The sequence below is a fragment of the Streptomyces sp. Go-475 genome (genome assembly GCF_003330845.1).
Lineage (GTDB): Bacteria > Actinomycetota > Actinomycetes > Streptomycetales > Streptomycetaceae > Streptomyces.
Map to the genome: position 1 here is coordinate 4,956,918 of NZ_CP026121.1, position 15,180 is coordinate 4,972,097.

Here is a 15,180-nt window from a genome sequence, read left to right on the forward strand (position 1 = left end):
TGAACAGGAAGGGGCCCTCGGTGACGAGGGCCCCTTCCTGTTCGCGTCTACCGGCCTCTACGCGATGTGGTCCTCTTCCAGTTCCGCCGTGTGGCGCTTCTGGAAGCGTTCCGCGAGGGACTTCAGTTCGCCCGGGCTCAGCGTCGTGCCGTAGGTGGCCTGGATGTTGTCGCCCAGGGCGCGGGGCGTGGGGTAGCTGCCGTCTATCGACTGCCGGAACACCTGGTAGTACGCCTCCTCGTCCGGCTCGGGGGCCGGTGGCGTGCCGCCGCCGTCGCCCAGTTCCCGGGTGCGGTTGGGACCCACCGGGATGGGGAAGCTGCCGGTGTCCTCCGGGGAGGGGGCCGGGTCGTACTCGGGCTGGTACTGCTCGGCCCCCTGCTCTTCGGCGATCCACTGGGCGTACTGGTCGGGGTCGTAGGCCGGGTCGTAGCCGCCCTGGTACTCGACCTCCCGGGGAGCGTTGAACCAAGGGCTCTGGTCCGGCTCGGGCTCCGGTTCCGGGTACTCGGCGTCGTGGTTGCCCTCCAGCTGAGGGCGCTGCTCGCCGGGAGGCGCCGCTCTGTGTGGGACGGGTGCCGCCCCGGCGGCACGACTGCCCGCATCCGGGTCCGTTTGCGGCGGCGGGGGGATCAGGGCGGGTTCGATGCCCGCCGCCGCCAGGCCCGCCGGGGCCGTCTCCGCCAGGGGAACGCCGTAGCGGGCCAGCCGCAGCGGCATCAGGGACTCCACCGGGGCCTTCCTGCGCCACGCCCGTCCGAAGCGGGACCGCAGCCGGGCCTGGTAGACGAGACGTTCCTGCTCCAGCTTGATGACCTGCTCGTAGGAGCGCAGCTCCCAGAGCTTCATGCGGCGCCAGAGGAGGAACGTGGGCACGGGGGAGAGGAGCCAGCGGGTGAGGCGGACGCCCTCCATGTGCTTGTCGGCCGTGATGTCGGCGATCCGGCCGATCGCGTGGCGGGCCGCCTCGACCGCGACCACGAAGAGGATCGGGATCACCGCGTGCATGCCCACGCCCAGCGGGTCCGGCCAGGCCGCCGCGCCGTTGAAGGCGATCGTCGCCGCCGTCAGGAGCCACGCCGTCTGGCGCAGGAGCGGGAACGGGATCCTGATCCAGGTGAGGAGCAGGTCCAGGGCCAGCAGGACGCAGATGCCCGCGTCGATGCCGATCGGGAAGACGTAGGAGAAGTTCCCGAAGCCCTTCTTCAGGGCCAACTCGCGGACCGCCGCGTACGAACCGGCGAAGCCGATGCCGGCGATGATCACGGCGCCGGCCACGACCACGCCGATGAGAACGCGGTGCATCCGAGTCAGCTGCAGTGGCGCGGCCACCCGTACTCCCCTCCCCTTGCGTGTTGTTGCGCGCAACAGGGTGGCACATGTGTGCGGAGGACGGGTGGCCGGTTCCCGACGGGTCTGTTCAGCTCTCCGCCGCGGGCTTCTTCGACGCCGACTGCGACGGGGACGCCGAGGGGGACTTGGACGCGGACTCGGAAGGGGACTTGGAGGGGGACTTGGACGGCTCGCCGCCCGCCTCGCCGCCGCCCGCGCCGTTGGCCTCGGACACCGCCGCCACGGCCTCCTCGGCGGCCTTCTTCGCGTCCTTCAGCAGGTCGTCGGCGCTCGGGGACTTGTCACCGGCCAGGCCCGCGCCGTTGTAGTCGATGGTGACGACGACGTTCTCCACGCGCGCCACGATCGTCTGCTGCTTGAAGGTGCCTTCCTTCTTCTTCAGCTCGTAGCGCACGGCCGTCGCCTCGTCGCCCGTCCCGGACACCGGCTCCGACTTGGCGTTCTTGGCGCCCTCGGCGGCCTGGGCGTCCTGGACCTGCTTCTCGAAGTACTCGTGGGCGAGCTTGTCGGCCGGGCCGCGGGTGACGTCCGACTCGAAGCGCAGCATCGACACGTTGAGCCAGCGGAACTGCGAGCCCTTCACGCCGTTGTTGTCGAGGCTGTTCCAGGAGCAGCTGCCGCGCGTGGAGATGTCGTCCGACTTGCCCTCCTTGCCCGACTTACTCTCCGGGACGAGGTCCTCCAGCGTCTTCTTCGAGAGCGTCTTGCACGCCTCCGGAAGCTTGCCGTACGCCGCCGCCTCCACGGTCGGCGACGGGCTCGCGGACGCCGACGCGGCGGCCTTCGCGGCCTTGTCCGTGCTGTCGCCGGAGCCGGAGTCCGAGGAGCAGCCGGCGGCGACCAGCATCACGGGGACGGCGGCCGCGCAGACAAGGACGCGGTTCAGGCGCTTCGCTCGCTGGTCTCGCTCTTCTCGCTGTGCTCGTCGCTGCATGGTTCCTTCACTCATGACGCTCGTGGTTCCTGCGGTCGGAACGGGTCCGAGTGGTCACGGTACGCGGTGAGGCAGCGGTGTGGTCTTCCTTCGGGCGCTTTGCGCGTGCGCGTGAAGGGGGCGTGAAGGGCCCTCAGTCGCTCAGCGAATCGGCCAGCTGGGAGGCCAGTTTCTGCGCCCTGTCCTGCATTTCTTGGCTGTCCGGGACGACCCCGATCGCCGCCGGCTGCTCGGCGTACTCGATGGTCACGATGACGTTGGACGTGCGGAACGCCACAGTCACCGTCCGCTGCTTGGCCGTCGAACCGGAACTGCTCAGCTCGTCGTCGAGGAACGCCTCGTCGCCCAGTTCCTCCAGGACGCGCGGCCGGAGCTCGGTCGGGGTGGCGGAGGCGGACGCCGAGGGCGAGGACGAGCCGGACGGCGAGGACGAACCGGACGGGGAGGGCGAGCCGCTCGGGGCGTCGGAGGCGCCGCCCGCCGGGGTGCTGCCGCTGACGGCGGACTCGGTGGCGGTCGGCTCGGGCAGATGGGCCGCCGCCTCCTTCTCCGCGAAGAGCTGCTCGGCCTGGCTGTCGTCGCTGACGGCGTTGTCGTAGGAGACGACCCGTTCGAAGTCGATGAGCAGGTGGTCGGTGGCGTCCTGGGAGTCGACCTTCCAGCGGCAGCCGACCTTGCGGTCGGTGTCGTAGGTGAGCGTCGCCTCGCCCTCGTAGGCCTTCTCGCGCTGATCCGGGTCGCTGATCTGCCGGATACCGGGCAGGAGTTCGTCGAGCGTGCTCTGGCCGGGGGCGTCGCAGGGCTCGGGCAGGGTGCGGTAGCGGCCCGGCTCGGCGGCGGGCGAGGCCGTGCCGGCGTCGCCCGGGTTGGCGTCGTCGGTCGGGCCGCCGTCGCCCGAGCCGCCGGTGCAGCCGGCCAGCAGCGCCGCGAGGAGCGCGGCGACACCCGGTACGTACGCCTTCCGTTGCACGTGGGGGCTCCTCTCGACGCGGATATTGGCTTGCCGCCGCGGGGCGGCCGATGAACACAATGTGTATCGCACGCACAGCCGTGGACGCCGGTCCGATTTCCCTTTCGTCGACCTTGGCGCCGGTAAGTGCTCTTGAGGACTTCTGTTCGTTTACGGGGGATTGAGGACGCTATGTCGTATGTAGAGATACCTGGTGCGAAGGTACCGATCCGGATGTGGACCGACCCGGCCTCGGTCGAGGACTCGGCGCTCCAGCAGCTCCGGAACGTCGCCACGCTGCCGTGGATCAAGGGCCTGGCCGTCATGCCGGACGTGCACTACGGCAAGGGTGCGACGGTCGGCTCGGTCATCGCGATGAAGGGCGCGGTGTGCCCGGCGGCGGTGGGCGTCGACATCGGCTGCGGAATGTCGGCGGTGAGGACGTCCCTGACGGCGAACGACCTGCCCGGCGACCTGTCCCGGCTGCGGTCGCGGATCGAGCAGGTGATTCCGGTGGGGCGGGGGATGCATGAGGATCCCGTCGATCCGGGGCGGCTGCACGGGTTCGGAACGGCCGGGTGGGAGGACTTCTGGGGGCGGTTCGACGGGGTGGCGGAGGCGGTTCGGTTCCGGCGGGAACGGGCGGGGGCGCAAATGGGAACCCTTGGCCAAGGGAATCATTTTGTCGAAGTCTGCACGGATACGACCGGTTCTGTCTGGCTCATGCTCCACTCCGGTTCCCGCAACATCGGTAAGGAACTGGCCGAGCACCACATCGGCGTGGCCCAGAAGCTCCCGCACAACCAGGGGCTGGTCGACCGCGACCTCGCCGTGTTCGTCGCGGACACCCCGCAGATGGCGGCGTACCGCAACGACCTGTTCTGGGCGCAGGAGTACGCGAAGTACAACCGCTCGATCATGATGGCGCTCCTGAAGGACGTGATCCGCAAGGAGTTCAAGAAGGCGAAGCCCACCTTCGAGCCGGAGATCAGCGCGCACCACAACTACGTGGCCGAGGAGCGCTACGACGGCATGGACCTGCTCGTGACCCGCAAGGGGGCTATCCGGGCGGGCTCGGGCGAGTACGGCATCATCCCGGGTTCCATGGGCACGGGTTCGTACATCGTGAAAGGCCTCGGCAACGACAAGTCCTTCAACTCGGCATCGCACGGCGCAGGCCGGCGCATGAGCCGCAACGCGGCCAAGCGCCGGTTCTCGACGAAGGACCTGGAGGAGCAGACGCGGGGCGTGGAGTGCCGCAAGGACTCCGGCGTCGTGGACGAGATCCCGGGCGCCTACAAGCCCATCGAGCAGGTCATCGACCAGCAGCGTGATCTGGTGGAAGTCGTGGCGAAGCTGAAGCAGGTCGTCTGCGTGAAGGGCTGACACGCAAGGGCCCCGGTCGGAACCGGGGCCCTTGGGACTTCGTTATTCGCCGCTGGGTCGGGGCACTTGGCCGCTGCGCAGGCGCCAGAGCCGGAGATTGCAGCTCTGGGCGGTTCTTCCGAGCGCGGTTGCCGCGGCCGTCGGGCTGTTGAGCTTCAGCAGAATTCGGTCTTCGTGGTCAGTCCAACGGCGTTTCGTGTACGCGGACCGCATTCCCGTGGGACGCACCCATGCGGTCAGGGACGCGGCTGCCGCTCGTTTGCGCTCCAAGGCCAAACAGCCCGGGTAGTACAGTTCGGCCGCCAGGCGCTGGGCCACTTCCATTGTGTAGAGGACGTTGTAGATGCCGTCGCGGCTGTTGCGCTTCGGGATGCGTTCGGCTCCCGTGACCTCTTTCGCGTAGCGGCAGATGTAGGACGCCATGGCAGTGCTGGCCGTGGTGAGGGAGATGAAGGGGAGCCCCTTGCCTGTGTAGCCCACTGAACCATCGGCATCGATGACGCCCCGCAGATAGTCCCGGCTGGAAAACGCGAGACGCGGCGGGGCGATCGTTCTGGATTTGCGGCCGTATGGCAGCCCGAGTTCGCTCAGCTTGGTTCTGGCCTTGAGGGAGCACAGGCTCCACGTGGCCGAGGTGTACTCCTCTGAGAAATTGGTGGACCGATCGCGCGTCCTGATGCTGCTGTAGAACGGCGTCAGCTTCTGGAATTCCTTCAGAACGTCGACATCGCGAGCGTTGAGCTCGACGGTCAACTTGCCCTTCTGCCCGGCACATCGTTGCAGATGCCCATCCGCCTGCAAGAAGCCGAACATGTACGCGTACTCAGGGACCGTGAGGTCCATGAACTCGGGAGCGCTAGGCTCGCAGTCAGCCACAGGGAAGCCTCTACTTCCTTGTCGGTCAGGCCCTCGGTCGGGACCGGCATCCCGGGCGAGGGCCGTCGCTTTGATGGTGTGGCGTGAGCCTAGAGCGCTAGTTCAGTCGCTGTTCGGATGATCGAGTGGGTTCACTCCTGTGAGTTATGCCGACGAGGGCTCACAGCTCCCGGTGCACCTTCGTGTTCGACGCCTGGGCGCGGGGGCGGAGGATCAGGAGGTCGACGTTGACGTGGGCGGGGCGGGTGACCGCCCACGTGATCGTGTCGGCGACGTCGTCGGCGGTGAGGGGCTCGGCGACGCCCTCGTAGACCTTGGCGGCCTTCTCCTCGTCGCCGCCGAAGCGGGTCAGGGCGAACTCGTCCGTCTTGACCATGCCGGGGGCGATCTCGATGACGCGGACCGGCTGGCCGACGATCTCCAGGCGGAGGGTCTCGGCGAGGACGTGGGCGCCGTGCTTGGCGGCGACGTAGCCCGCGCCGCCCTCGTAGGTGCCGTGGCCCGCGGTGGAGGAGACGACCACGACCGTGCCGTCGCCGCTCGCGATCAGCTTGGGCAGCAGGGCCTGGGTGAGGTTGAGCGTGCCGATGACGTTCGTCTCGTACATCTGCCGCCAGTCGGCCGGGTCGCCGGTCGCGACCGGGTCGGCGCCGAGCGCGCCGCCCGCGTTGTTGACGAGCACGCCGATCGTCCTGAACGCCGTCGCGAACTCGTCGACCGCGGCGCGGTCGGTGACGTCGAGGGCGTACGCCGTGGCCTGGTGGCCCGCCTTGTTGATCTCCTCCGCCAGCGCCTCGATGCGGTCCTTGCGGCGCGCGGTGAGGACGACGCGGTAGCCCACCGCGGCGAGTCGCCGGGCCGTGGCGGCGCCGATTCCGCTGCTCGCACCCGTGACGACGGCGATGCGGGAGGCTGCGGACGGGGCGGCGGTGGCCATGGGAGCTCCTCGGGCGTGGGTGCGGCCGGCGTGTGCGGCCGGGCTTCCCGCCAGGATAGGCGGGCCTCGCGGTGGGAGAATGAGGGCGGGTGATCCCCTGTTTCCCTGGAGGTGGATCATGGGCGAGGCACGTGAGGTCATGGACCGGCTCACGGACGCGGTCACCAGGCACGCCGATCTGAAGGTCGTCGCCGATCTGTACGCCGAGGACGCGGTCGCCTTCACGCCGGACGAGGGCGAGCTGCGCGGGCGCGACAACATCGTCGAGTACTGGCGGACGATGAAGGAGGCGGTCCCCGAGGCGACGTTCCAGCCGCTGCACTCCTACGAGGTCGGCGACACGGCCATCGACGAGGGCATCTTCAGCGGGCGCAACACCGGGCCGCTGGAGCTGCCGAACGGCGAGACGCTGCCGCCGACGCAGAAGGAGATCAGGATCCGAGGGGTGGACATCGCCACCGTGCGGGACGGGCGGATCGTCGACTACCGGCTGTACTTCGACGAGATGGACTTCCTCGGTCAGTTGGGGCTGCTGCCCGACGAGCCGTTCTGAGGCCCCGAGGGGGCCGGTCAGTTGCCGCGCGGGGCGTACATGATGACCGCCATGCCCGCGAGGCAGATCAGCGCGCCCGTGATGTCCCAGCGGTCCGGGCGGTAGCCGTCCGCGACGACGCCCCACAGGATCGAACCGGCGACGAAGATCCCGCCGTACGCGGCGAGGACGCGGCCGAAGTGGGCGTCGGGCTGGAACGTCGCCACGAAGCCGTAGGCGCCGAGCGCGAGGACGCCGCCGGCCGCCCAGAGCCAGCCCTTGTGCTCGCGCACGCCCTGCCAGACCAGCCACGCGCCGCCGATCTCCAGGAGCGCGGCGAGGACGAAGAGGGCGGCGGAACGCAGGATCGACATGCGGGCAGCTTGGCATGTCGGGGGGCACCCCGCCGGGGCGGGTGTCACCTGATGGACGGCGCCTGTGGGGGGCTTCGCGTGGGATACATCGCAGTGCGAGTGCGAGTGCCCGCGCGCACACGAGTGTGCGGGTGTCCCGGCGGCTGAGGAGTGGGCGGTATGGGGAGAGTGCGGGTCGGTGTGGTGCGGGGCGGGCTGGTGTGGGGCGCGGCCGTGGCGGGGCTGGTGGTGGGGGCGGCGGTGCCGGCGGCGGCAGGGGCGGTGGGTTCCGCGGGCGGTGGCGCTGCCGCGGTCGGTGGCGCGGTGCCGGAGGCCGATCTCGCCTATCACGGGTTCGCCGTGATGTCCGCCGGGCTCGTCGACCTGGCGTTCACGCCGCGCAACCACGGTCCGGCCGCCGTCGCGGACGCGACCGTGCGGTTGCGGTGGTCGGCGCCGCTGACCGACCGGCAGGAGCTGCCGGAGGGGTGTGCGCGCTCGGGCCGGCAGGTGGTGCTGTGCCGGACGGGGGCGTTGCCCGCGGACGGGGTGGGGGAGCGGATCGGTCTGCGGGTGCGGGTGCTGGGCGCGCCGTCGGAGGTGGTGGTGGAGCTGGAGACGGTGTGGGGCGGCGGGGCGGTGGACCGTCATCGGGGGAACGACCGGCAGCGGGTACTCGTCCTGGACACCGGGGACCCGTACCACTTCTGAGGTGCCGTGCTCCGGACACCGCTCCACGGTATGGTTGAACGGTAAACAACCTGGAGGGTGAGCGAGCATGCAGTTCGGGATCTTCAGCGTCGGCGACGTCACGCCCGACCCGACCACCGGCCGGACCCCGACCGAGCGGGAGCGGATCAAGGCGATGGTCGCCATCGCGCTCAAGGCCGAGGAGGCCGGGCTCGACGTCTTCGCGACCGGCGAGCACCACAACCCGCCGTTCGTGCCCTCGTCCCCGACCACGATGCTCGGCTACGTCGCCGCCCGCACCGAGCGGCTGATCCTCTCCACGGCCACCACCCTCATCACCACCAACGACCCGGTGAAGATCGCCGAGGACTTCGCGATGCTCCAGCACCTGGCCGACGGCCGGGTGGACCTGATGCTGGGCCGCGGCAACACCGCCCCCGTCTACCCCTGGTTCGGCCAGGACATCCGGCAGGGCATCCCGCTCGCGATCGAGAACTACGCCCTCCTGCACCGGCTGTGGCGCGAGGAGGCCGTCGACTGGGAGGGGAAGTTCCGTACGCCCCTGCAGGGCTTCACCGCCACGCCCCGCCCCCTGGACGGCGTACCGCCGTTCGTCTGGCACGGGTCGATCCGCTCGCCGGAGATCGCCGAGCAGGCCGCGTTCTACGGCGACGGCTTCTTCCACAACAACATCTTCTGGCCCGCCGACCACACCAGGCGCATGGTCGAGCTGTACCGGGAGCGGTACGCGCACTACGGCCACGGCACGCCCGAGCAGGCGATCGTCGGCCTCGGCGGGCATGTGTTCATGCGGAAGAACGCGCAGGACGCGGTGCGCGAGTTCCGGCCCTACTTCGACGTCGCGCCGGTGTACGGGCACGGACCGTCGCTGGAGGACTTCATGGACCAGACGCCGCTGACCGTCGGCTCCCCGCAGCAGGTCATCGAGAAGACACTGGCCTTCCGCGACTACGCCGGCGACTACCAGCGCCAGCTGTTCCTCGTCGACCACGCCGGGCTGCCGCTGAAGACCGTGCTGGAGCAGATCGACCTGCTGGGCGAGGAGGTCGTGCCGGTGCTCCGCAAGGAGTTCGCCGTGGACCGCCCGGCGAACGTCCCGGACGCCCCGACACACGCCGCCCGGCTCGCCGCGACCCGGAGGTGAGAGGACGGTAGGCACCCTGCCCGCGGTTGCGCGCCCCTGGTGAGAGGGCAGTAAGAAGGACGCCCCGGTGCAGCTCATCCCCTCGCGCAGACCCGGCGGCGGGGCACACTGGACGCGTGTCCCAAACAGTGCTGCTCGCCGAAGACGACCGCGCCATCCGCAACGCCCTGGAGCGCGCCCTGACCCTGGAGGGCTACCAGGTCATGGCCGTCGCCGACGGTGTCGAGGCACTGGCGCAGGCCCACCGCAACCGCCCGGACGTCCTCGTCCTGGACGTGATGATGCCCGGCATCGACGGACTCCAGGTGTGCCGCGTGCTGCGCGCCGAGGGCGACCGGACGCCGATCCTGATGCTGACGGCCCTCGTGGAGACCGCCGACCGGATCGCCGGGCTGGACGCGGGCGCCGACGACTACGTGGTGAAGCCCTTCGACGTGGAGGAGGTCTTCGCCCGGCTGCGCGCGCTGCTGCGCCGCACCAGCCCGGTGGGGGTCGGCGGCGCGCCGGTGGCCGAGGCGCCCCGGCCGGTGCCCGAGCGGTTCATCGAGGCCGCCGGCGTCCGCATGGACCCGCAGGCGCGCCGGGCCTGGCGGGGCGCGCGCGAGCTGGAACTGACCCGCACCGAGTTCGAACTGCTGGAGCTGCTGGTCCGCAACTCGGGCATCGTCCTCGACCACTCGACGATCTACGACCGCATCTGGGGCTACGACTTCGGTCCCGGCTCGAAGAACCTCGCCGTCTACGTCGGCTACCTGCGCCGCAAGCTCGACGAGCCGGGCGCGCCGCAGCTGATCCACACGGTGCGCGGCGTGGGTTACGTGCTGCGGGAGGACTGAGTGGGCCGCCTGCGCCGGCTGCTGGCCGGGCGGCGGCCGGGACTGGTCTCGCTGCGGACCACGTTCGCGGTGTCGTTCGCGGCGGTCACGGCGGCCGTGACGATCCTGGTCGGCATCCTGTCGTACAGCGCGGCGGCCCGGCTGGTGCGGGTGGACCAGCAGACGGTGTTCGACGAGGTCGTGCAGGACCTGCGCGACGAGGTGCGGCAGAACCACATGACGCCCGGCGACTTCTCGTCCGCCGCGCCGGGCCATGACCTGGTGCGCCCCGCCCGGACGGACGTGCAGGTGCTCGGCCCGGACGGGCATGTCGTCGACCCGGGCCGTCCGGGGCTGCCGGTCACCGGCGCCGACGTGCGGATCGCCGCCGCGTCGGCGTCCGGGCGGGTGGTCGAGCACAAGGACGTCGACGTGGGCGACGACGTCTACCGCGTCGCGACCGTCTCCCTCGGCGGCGGCCGGGGCGCGGTGCAGGTCGCGCAGGAGTTCAGCGACGTCGAGGACCTGCTGCGGGCGCTCCAGCAGCGGACGCTGCTCCTGATGGCCGCGGTGGTCATCGGCGCCGGGCTGTTCGGCTGGTGGCTGGCCCGGCGGATCACGCGCCGCCTGGTCGTCCTGACCGACGCGGCCGAGGACGTCGCCCGCACCCGCCGCCTCGGCATCCAGGTGCCCGTCGCCGGACATGACGAGGTGGGCCGGCTGGGCCGGGCCTTCGACCGCATGCTCGGGCGGCTCGCCCAGTCCGAGGAGGACCAGCGCCGCCTGGTCCAGGACGCGGGCCACGAGCTGCGCACGCCGCTGACCTCGCTGCGGACGAACATCTCCCTGCTCCGCCGGATCGACGAACTCCCGCCGGAGACCCGCGAGGAACTCGTCGCCGACCTGGGGCAGGAGGCCCGGGAGCTGACCGACCTGGTCAACGAGCTGGTCGACCTCGCGGCCGGGCAGTCCGACACGGAGCCGCCGCAGCGGGTGAACATCGCCGACATCGCGGAGGAGGTGGCGGGCCTCGCCCGGCGCCGCAGCGGACGGCGGATCGTGCTGCGCGCGAGCGGCGACACCACGACCGACGGGCGGCCCGGGATGCTGACCCGGGCGCTGTCCAACCTCGTCGAGAACGCCGTGAAGTTCGACCAGCGTGGCACGGCCCCCATCGAGATCGTCGTCGCCGGGCCCGCCCGGCCCGGCACGATCCGCGTCGAGGTCCTCGACCGGGGCCCCGGCATAGCCGAGAAGGACCTCGACCGCGTCTTCGACCGCTTCTACCGCGCGGCCGACGCCCGCTCCCTGCCGGGCTCCGGCCTGGGCCTGTCCATCGTCCGCGAGGTGGCCCTCGCACACGGTGGAGCACCGTTCGCGTTCCGCCGGGACGGCGGCGGCACGGTGATCGGCTTCACGGTGGGCGGCGGCATCGACTGACACACCTGTCGCGCCTGGCCGCCCGCACCCCATCCCGCTGGACCCGGGCCGCCTCCCCGCGTACGAACCCCCCGGGCCGAGCAGGTATGCGTGCGGGGACGCGACCGTCGCGCCCCGGGTGAGGGGAGGACCGGCAGCGTGCTGAGTGACGAGGAGGCCGCCGCCCTGGCGGAGATCGACGAGGCGGCCCTGGCCCGGACCCTTCAGGAGCTGATCGCCGTGCCCAGCGTGACCGGCAGCGCCGCCGAGTCGGAGCTGCAGCACCAGCTGGCGGGCCGGCTGGAGTGGCTCGGCCTGGAGACCGACCTGTGGTCGATGGACCTGCCCGCCCTCCGGGCCCACCCGGACTTCCCGGGCACGGAGGCGCCCCGCGACGAGGCCTGGGGCCTGGTCGGCACCACCCCCGACGGCGGCGACGGGCCCACCCTGATCCTCCAGGGCCACGTCGACGTCGTACCGCCCGGCGACCCCGCCGCCTGGGACGGTGACCCGTTCGTGCCCCGGGTGACCGGGGACGTCGTCCACGGGCGCGGCGCCTGCGACATGAAGGCCGGCATAGCCGCGCACCTCGCCGCGCTGGCCGCGATCCGCGCGGCCGGGATCCGCCTGCGCGGCCGGATCGCCGTGCACTTCGTCGTCGGCGAGGAGGACGGCGGCCTCGGCGCCTTCGGCACCCTCCAGCGGGGCCACGGCGGCGACGCCTGCGTCATCGCCGAGCCCACCGCGGGCACGCTGATCACCGCCAACGCCGGTGCCCTGACGTTCCGCGTCACCGTGCCCGGCCGGGCCGCCCACGCCAGTTCCCGGGAGCGGGGCGTGAGCGCGATCGACGCGTACCTGCCCCTGCACCAGGCCCTGGCCCGCCTGGAGGCCGTACGCAACACCGATCCGGACCCGCTGCTGGCCGAGTACCCCATCCCCTACGCGCTCTCCGTCGGCACGGTGCGCTCCGGCGACTGGGCGAGCAGCGTCCCGGACCTGCTCGTCGCCGAGGGCCGGCTCGGCGTACGCCTCGACGAGGACCCGGACGACGCGCGCCGCGCCCTGGAGGAGTGCGTCGCCGAGGCCGCCGCCGCCGACCCCTGGCTCCGCGCCCACCCGCCGGCCGTGACCTGGCCCGGCGGCCGGTTCGCCCCCGGCCGCCTGCCCGACGGCCATCCCCTGCCCGGCCTCCTGCGCGGCGCCTGGTCCGACACGGCGGGCGGCCCCGCCCTGCGCGAACGCGGCGCGACGTACGGCAGCGACCTGCGGCTGTACGCCGGGGCCGGCATCCCCACGCTGCAGTTCGGGCCGGGGGACATCCAGGTGGCCCACAGCGCGGGGGAACGGGTGTCACTACGCGAGGTGGTGGCGGTGACGCGGGCGCTGGTGGTCGGGGCGCTGCGGGTGGTCGGCACGAAGTGACCACCACCCGGCGGACGCCACGCCGCCCGAGGCGGTCGGTCAGCTCGCGGCCCCCCACCGCAGCGCGTGCTGGAGACGAAACCGCCCGCCGTGCGTGAGCCGCACCCCCGGCGTTCCCGAGAAGATCTCGTGCCCCTTGTCGTGGTCGCCCGCCTCGGCGGCCTCCTGGTGGGCCTCGACACTCGTCCACTCGGTGTAGAGCAGAACGCGGCTGCCGTCGACGCTGTGCAGGAAGCGGGCGGAGATCGCCCCGGGGTGGCCGCCGTCCCGCGGCTGCGCAGCGATCACCGCGTCCGTGAAGAAGCGCTGCCGCTCGGGCCCGTCGACGTCGAAGGCAGCGGTGATGAGGCAGCCCGGGACACGGGTCTCGTGGTCCTCGGCCAGGCTGCGGTCGAGGCGGTAGCGGGGTGGGCCGGCGGGCGGGACCGCCGTGTCGTCGTCCCACTGGGCGAGCGTCAGCACGGTCTCCCCGTCCGTGCTCAGGAACCAGCTGACGGCGGCGAGGCCCGGCGGCGGGGTCTCCAGTGCTCCCGACTCGGCTGCCACGAGCGCCCGTTGGCGGTCGGGGCCGTCGGCGTGCCGGGTGCCGATGACCAGCGTGCCGGGGCGGGTGAGATCCGGGAAGAGGGCGGTGGGCACGGGAGGGCTCCTTCTCGTACGGACGCGGGACGGCGGTGGAACCGTGATCGTGCCCGAGGGCGCCGTGGGACGGTCAACCGCTTTACTCACGCCGGGGGCCCGGGGGCGGTGCAAAAACCCGCTGATCTGCTGGTATGCCGAACGTCGTCAACCGGCGGGCGACGGCGCGGTCTCGTATCGCCGTTCGAGATGCCATTCGTTCCCCTGAAATGTGGCGACACCCGGTGTGGCCGGTCGCGGGCTCGGCATTCCCTTGATCGGGTCTGTCCCATCTGCGAACGGAGACGCCCCGTGCGAATGACTGACATCCAGCGCTGCGAGGTCCGGCCTGGACGACTCGTCGAATGGACGCTCAGTCCGGCGACCGTCGCGACGGCGAAGGGCCTGCCGGAGGACTCCCGGCCGCCCGCCTACATCCAGGAGTCGCACCTGCGGACCGCGCGGACCGTGCGCGACGACGGCCTGTTCGTGCCGACCTGGATCGGCGCCGCCTTCGACCTCCCGGGCCGGGCCGACCTCGACGCCCTGGGCGAGGCGCTGCGCGGCTGGACCCTGCGGCACGAGACGCTGCGCAGCGGATTCCGCTGGGCGGGCGGCTCCGGCGACGAGCTGCGCCGCTTCACCCTCGACGCCGACGCCGTGTCCCTGCACCGTGAGGACGTCGGCGACTTCACCGACCCCGCGGCCCTCGCCCAGCACCTCCAGGACCGCTTCGACACCACGGCGGACGCCCTGCGCTGGCCCAACCTCATCTACACGGCGGTCGTCCGGGACGACAGCACCAGCGTGTACCTGGCCTTCGACCACAGCAACGTCGACGCGTTCTCGATCTACCGCATGCCGGCCGAGATCCGCGAGCTGTACGCCGCCCACCGCACCGGCCGCGCCCCGGACCAGGCACCGGTCAGCAGCTACGTCGACTTCTGCGAGGCCGAGCGGGCGGACGCGGACCGGATGGACGCCGACCACGAGATCGTCGCCCGCTGGCGGGAGTTCATCCAGCGCTGCGACGGGCGGCTGCCGAGTTTCCCCGTCGACCTCGGCCTGGAGCCCGGCGGTGCGCTGCCCACCCAGAAGCTGATGCGGGAGATGCTCGTGGACGCGGACGCCGCCGCCGCGTTCGAGGCGTACTGCCGCCCCTGCGGCGGCACCCAGGTCGGGCTGCTGGCGGCGACCGCGCTGATCGTCCACGAGATCGGCGGCGAGTCCGTCTACCGCACCGTGGTGCCCTTCCACACCCGGGCGAGGTCGGCGTACTCGGACTCCGTGGGCTGGTACGTCGGCGGCGCGCCGATCGAGGTGCCCGTGGCCCGCACGCCCGACTTCCCGGCCGCGCTGACGACCGTGCGCAACGCGCTGCACACCGCCCGGCCGCTGGCCCGCATGCCGCTCGCCCGGGTGCTGCGGCTGCTGGGCGCCGACTTCCGGCCGACCTCCCCGGACATGTACTCGATCGTGTCGTACACCGACACCCGGGCCATCCCGGACTCCACGAGCTGGACCGAGCGCAACGCCTACGGCCTGATCAGGGTCTCCTACGGCGACCAGGTGTGCGCCTGGGTGACCCGGCTGCACGAGGGGCTGTGGTTCGCGGCCCGCCACCCGGACACCGACGTCGCCCACAAGAACCTGCGGCTGTACGCCGACCGGCTGCGCGACATCATCCTGTCGGTCGCGGACCGCGCCCCCCACACCAGGCGGTGAGCC

The 15,180-nt window shown here is 71.8% G+C and carries 15 protein-coding genes; 8 read left to right on the forward strand and 7 right to left on the reverse strand.

All coding sequences use genetic code 11. The features are described from left to right. Nucleotides 1-57: 57 nt before the first annotated feature. The 3 genes from C1703_RS22875 to C1703_RS22885 all read right to left on the reverse strand — a co-directional run bounded on the left by C1703_RS22875 (nt 58) and on the right by C1703_RS22885 (nt 3,257). Nucleotides 58-1,305: a DUF2637 domain-containing protein gene (locus C1703_RS22875; protein ID WP_232840561.1), complete on the reverse strand. Its 1,248-nt coding sequence runs from the start codon at nt 1,303-1,305 to the stop codon at nt 58-60. Nucleotides 1,306-1,420: 115 nt separating this feature from the next. Next, nucleotides 1,421-2,302 carry a DUF3558 family protein gene (locus C1703_RS22880; RefSeq protein WP_114254637.1) on the reverse strand — a complete coding sequence of 294 codons (882 nt, stop codon included), beginning with the start codon at nt 2,300-2,302 and terminating at the stop codon, nt 1,421-1,423. A gap of 118 nt (nt 2,303-2,420) precedes the next feature. Then, a complete protein-coding gene (locus tag C1703_RS22885; RefSeq protein ID WP_114254638.1) occupies nt 2,421-3,257 on the reverse strand; it encodes a DUF3558 domain-containing protein in 837 nt (278 codons plus the stop codon). Nucleotides 3,258-3,428: 171 nt separating this feature from the next. Between C1703_RS22885 and C1703_RS22890 the strand changes: the two genes are divergently transcribed. Next, nucleotides 3,429-4,622 (forward strand): RtcB family protein, encoded by a 1,194-nt coding sequence (locus C1703_RS22890; protein WP_114254639.1) that lies wholly within the window; start codon nt 3,429-3,431, stop codon nt 4,620-4,622. A gap of 42 nt (nt 4,623-4,664) precedes the next feature. Here the strand turns inward: C1703_RS22890 and C1703_RS22895 are convergent, their stop codons facing one another. After that, nucleotides 4,665-5,465 (reverse strand): LAGLIDADG family homing endonuclease, encoded by an 801-nt coding sequence (locus C1703_RS22895; protein WP_198678248.1) that lies wholly within the window; start codon nt 5,463-5,465, stop codon nt 4,665-4,667. Between the two features lie 193 nt (nt 5,466-5,658). After that, on the reverse strand, nt 5,659-6,435 hold the full coding sequence (locus tag C1703_RS22900) for an SDR family NAD(P)-dependent oxidoreductase (RefSeq protein ID WP_114254640.1): 777 nt from the start codon (nt 6,433-6,435) through the stop codon (nt 5,659-5,661). Nucleotides 6,436-6,553: 118 nt separating this feature from the next. On the opposite strand from C1703_RS22900, the gene C1703_RS22905 reads away from it, so the two are divergent. Beyond that, a complete protein-coding gene (locus C1703_RS22905; RefSeq protein ID WP_114254641.1) occupies nt 6,554-6,988 on the forward strand; it encodes a nuclear transport factor 2 family protein in 435 nt (144 codons plus the stop codon). Nucleotides 6,989-7,005: 17 nt separating this feature from the next. Here the strand turns inward: C1703_RS22905 and C1703_RS22910 are convergent, their stop codons facing one another. Next, a complete protein-coding gene (locus C1703_RS22910) occupies nt 7,006-7,341 on the reverse strand; it encodes a YnfA family protein (RefSeq protein WP_114254642.1) in 336 nt (111 codons plus the stop codon). A 159-nt stretch (nt 7,342-7,500) separates the two neighbouring features. On the opposite strand from C1703_RS22910, the gene C1703_RS22915 reads away from it, so the two are divergent. The 5 genes from C1703_RS22915 to C1703_RS22935 all read left to right on the forward strand — a co-directional run bounded on the left by C1703_RS22915 (nt 7,501) and on the right by C1703_RS22935 (nt 12,834). Then, nucleotides 7,501-8,031, forward strand: coding sequence for a hypothetical protein (locus tag C1703_RS22915; protein ID WP_232840562.1), 531 nt, complete (start codon nt 7,501-7,503; stop codon nt 8,029-8,031). Nucleotides 8,032-8,098: 67 nt separating this feature from the next. After that, nucleotides 8,099-9,175: an LLM class flavin-dependent oxidoreductase gene (locus tag C1703_RS22920; RefSeq protein WP_114254643.1), complete on the forward strand. Its 1,077-nt coding sequence runs from the start codon at nt 8,099-8,101 to the stop codon at nt 9,173-9,175. Nucleotides 9,176-9,291: 116 nt separating this feature from the next. Next, entirely contained in the window at nt 9,292-10,011 is a 720-nt protein-coding gene (locus C1703_RS22925; protein WP_114254644.1) for a response regulator transcription factor, read from the forward strand. Then, the gene (locus tag C1703_RS22930; protein WP_114254645.1) at nt 10,012-11,430 is read left to right on the forward strand and encodes a HAMP domain-containing sensor histidine kinase; all 1,419 of its coding nucleotides are present in this window, start codon (nt 10,012-10,014) and stop codon (nt 11,428-11,430) included. Between the two features lie 138 nt (nt 11,431-11,568). Next, nucleotides 11,569-12,834 carry an ArgE/DapE family deacylase gene (locus tag C1703_RS22935; RefSeq protein ID WP_114254646.1) on the forward strand — a complete coding sequence of 422 codons (1,266 nt, stop codon included), beginning with the start codon at nt 11,569-11,571 and terminating at the stop codon, nt 12,832-12,834. Nucleotides 12,835-12,873: 39 nt separating this feature from the next. Here the strand turns inward: C1703_RS22935 and C1703_RS22940 are convergent, their stop codons facing one another. After that, nucleotides 12,874-13,473 (reverse strand): antibiotic biosynthesis monooxygenase, encoded by a 600-nt coding sequence (locus C1703_RS22940; RefSeq protein WP_157993155.1) that lies wholly within the window; start codon nt 13,471-13,473, stop codon nt 12,874-12,876. 291 nt (nt 13,474-13,764) lie between these two features. Between C1703_RS22940 and C1703_RS22945 the strand changes: the two genes are divergently transcribed. Continuing rightward, a complete protein-coding gene (locus tag C1703_RS22945) occupies nt 13,765-15,177 on the forward strand; it encodes a condensation domain-containing protein (protein WP_114254648.1) in 1,413 nt (470 codons plus the stop codon). Nucleotides 15,178-15,180 lie beyond the last annotated feature (3 nt).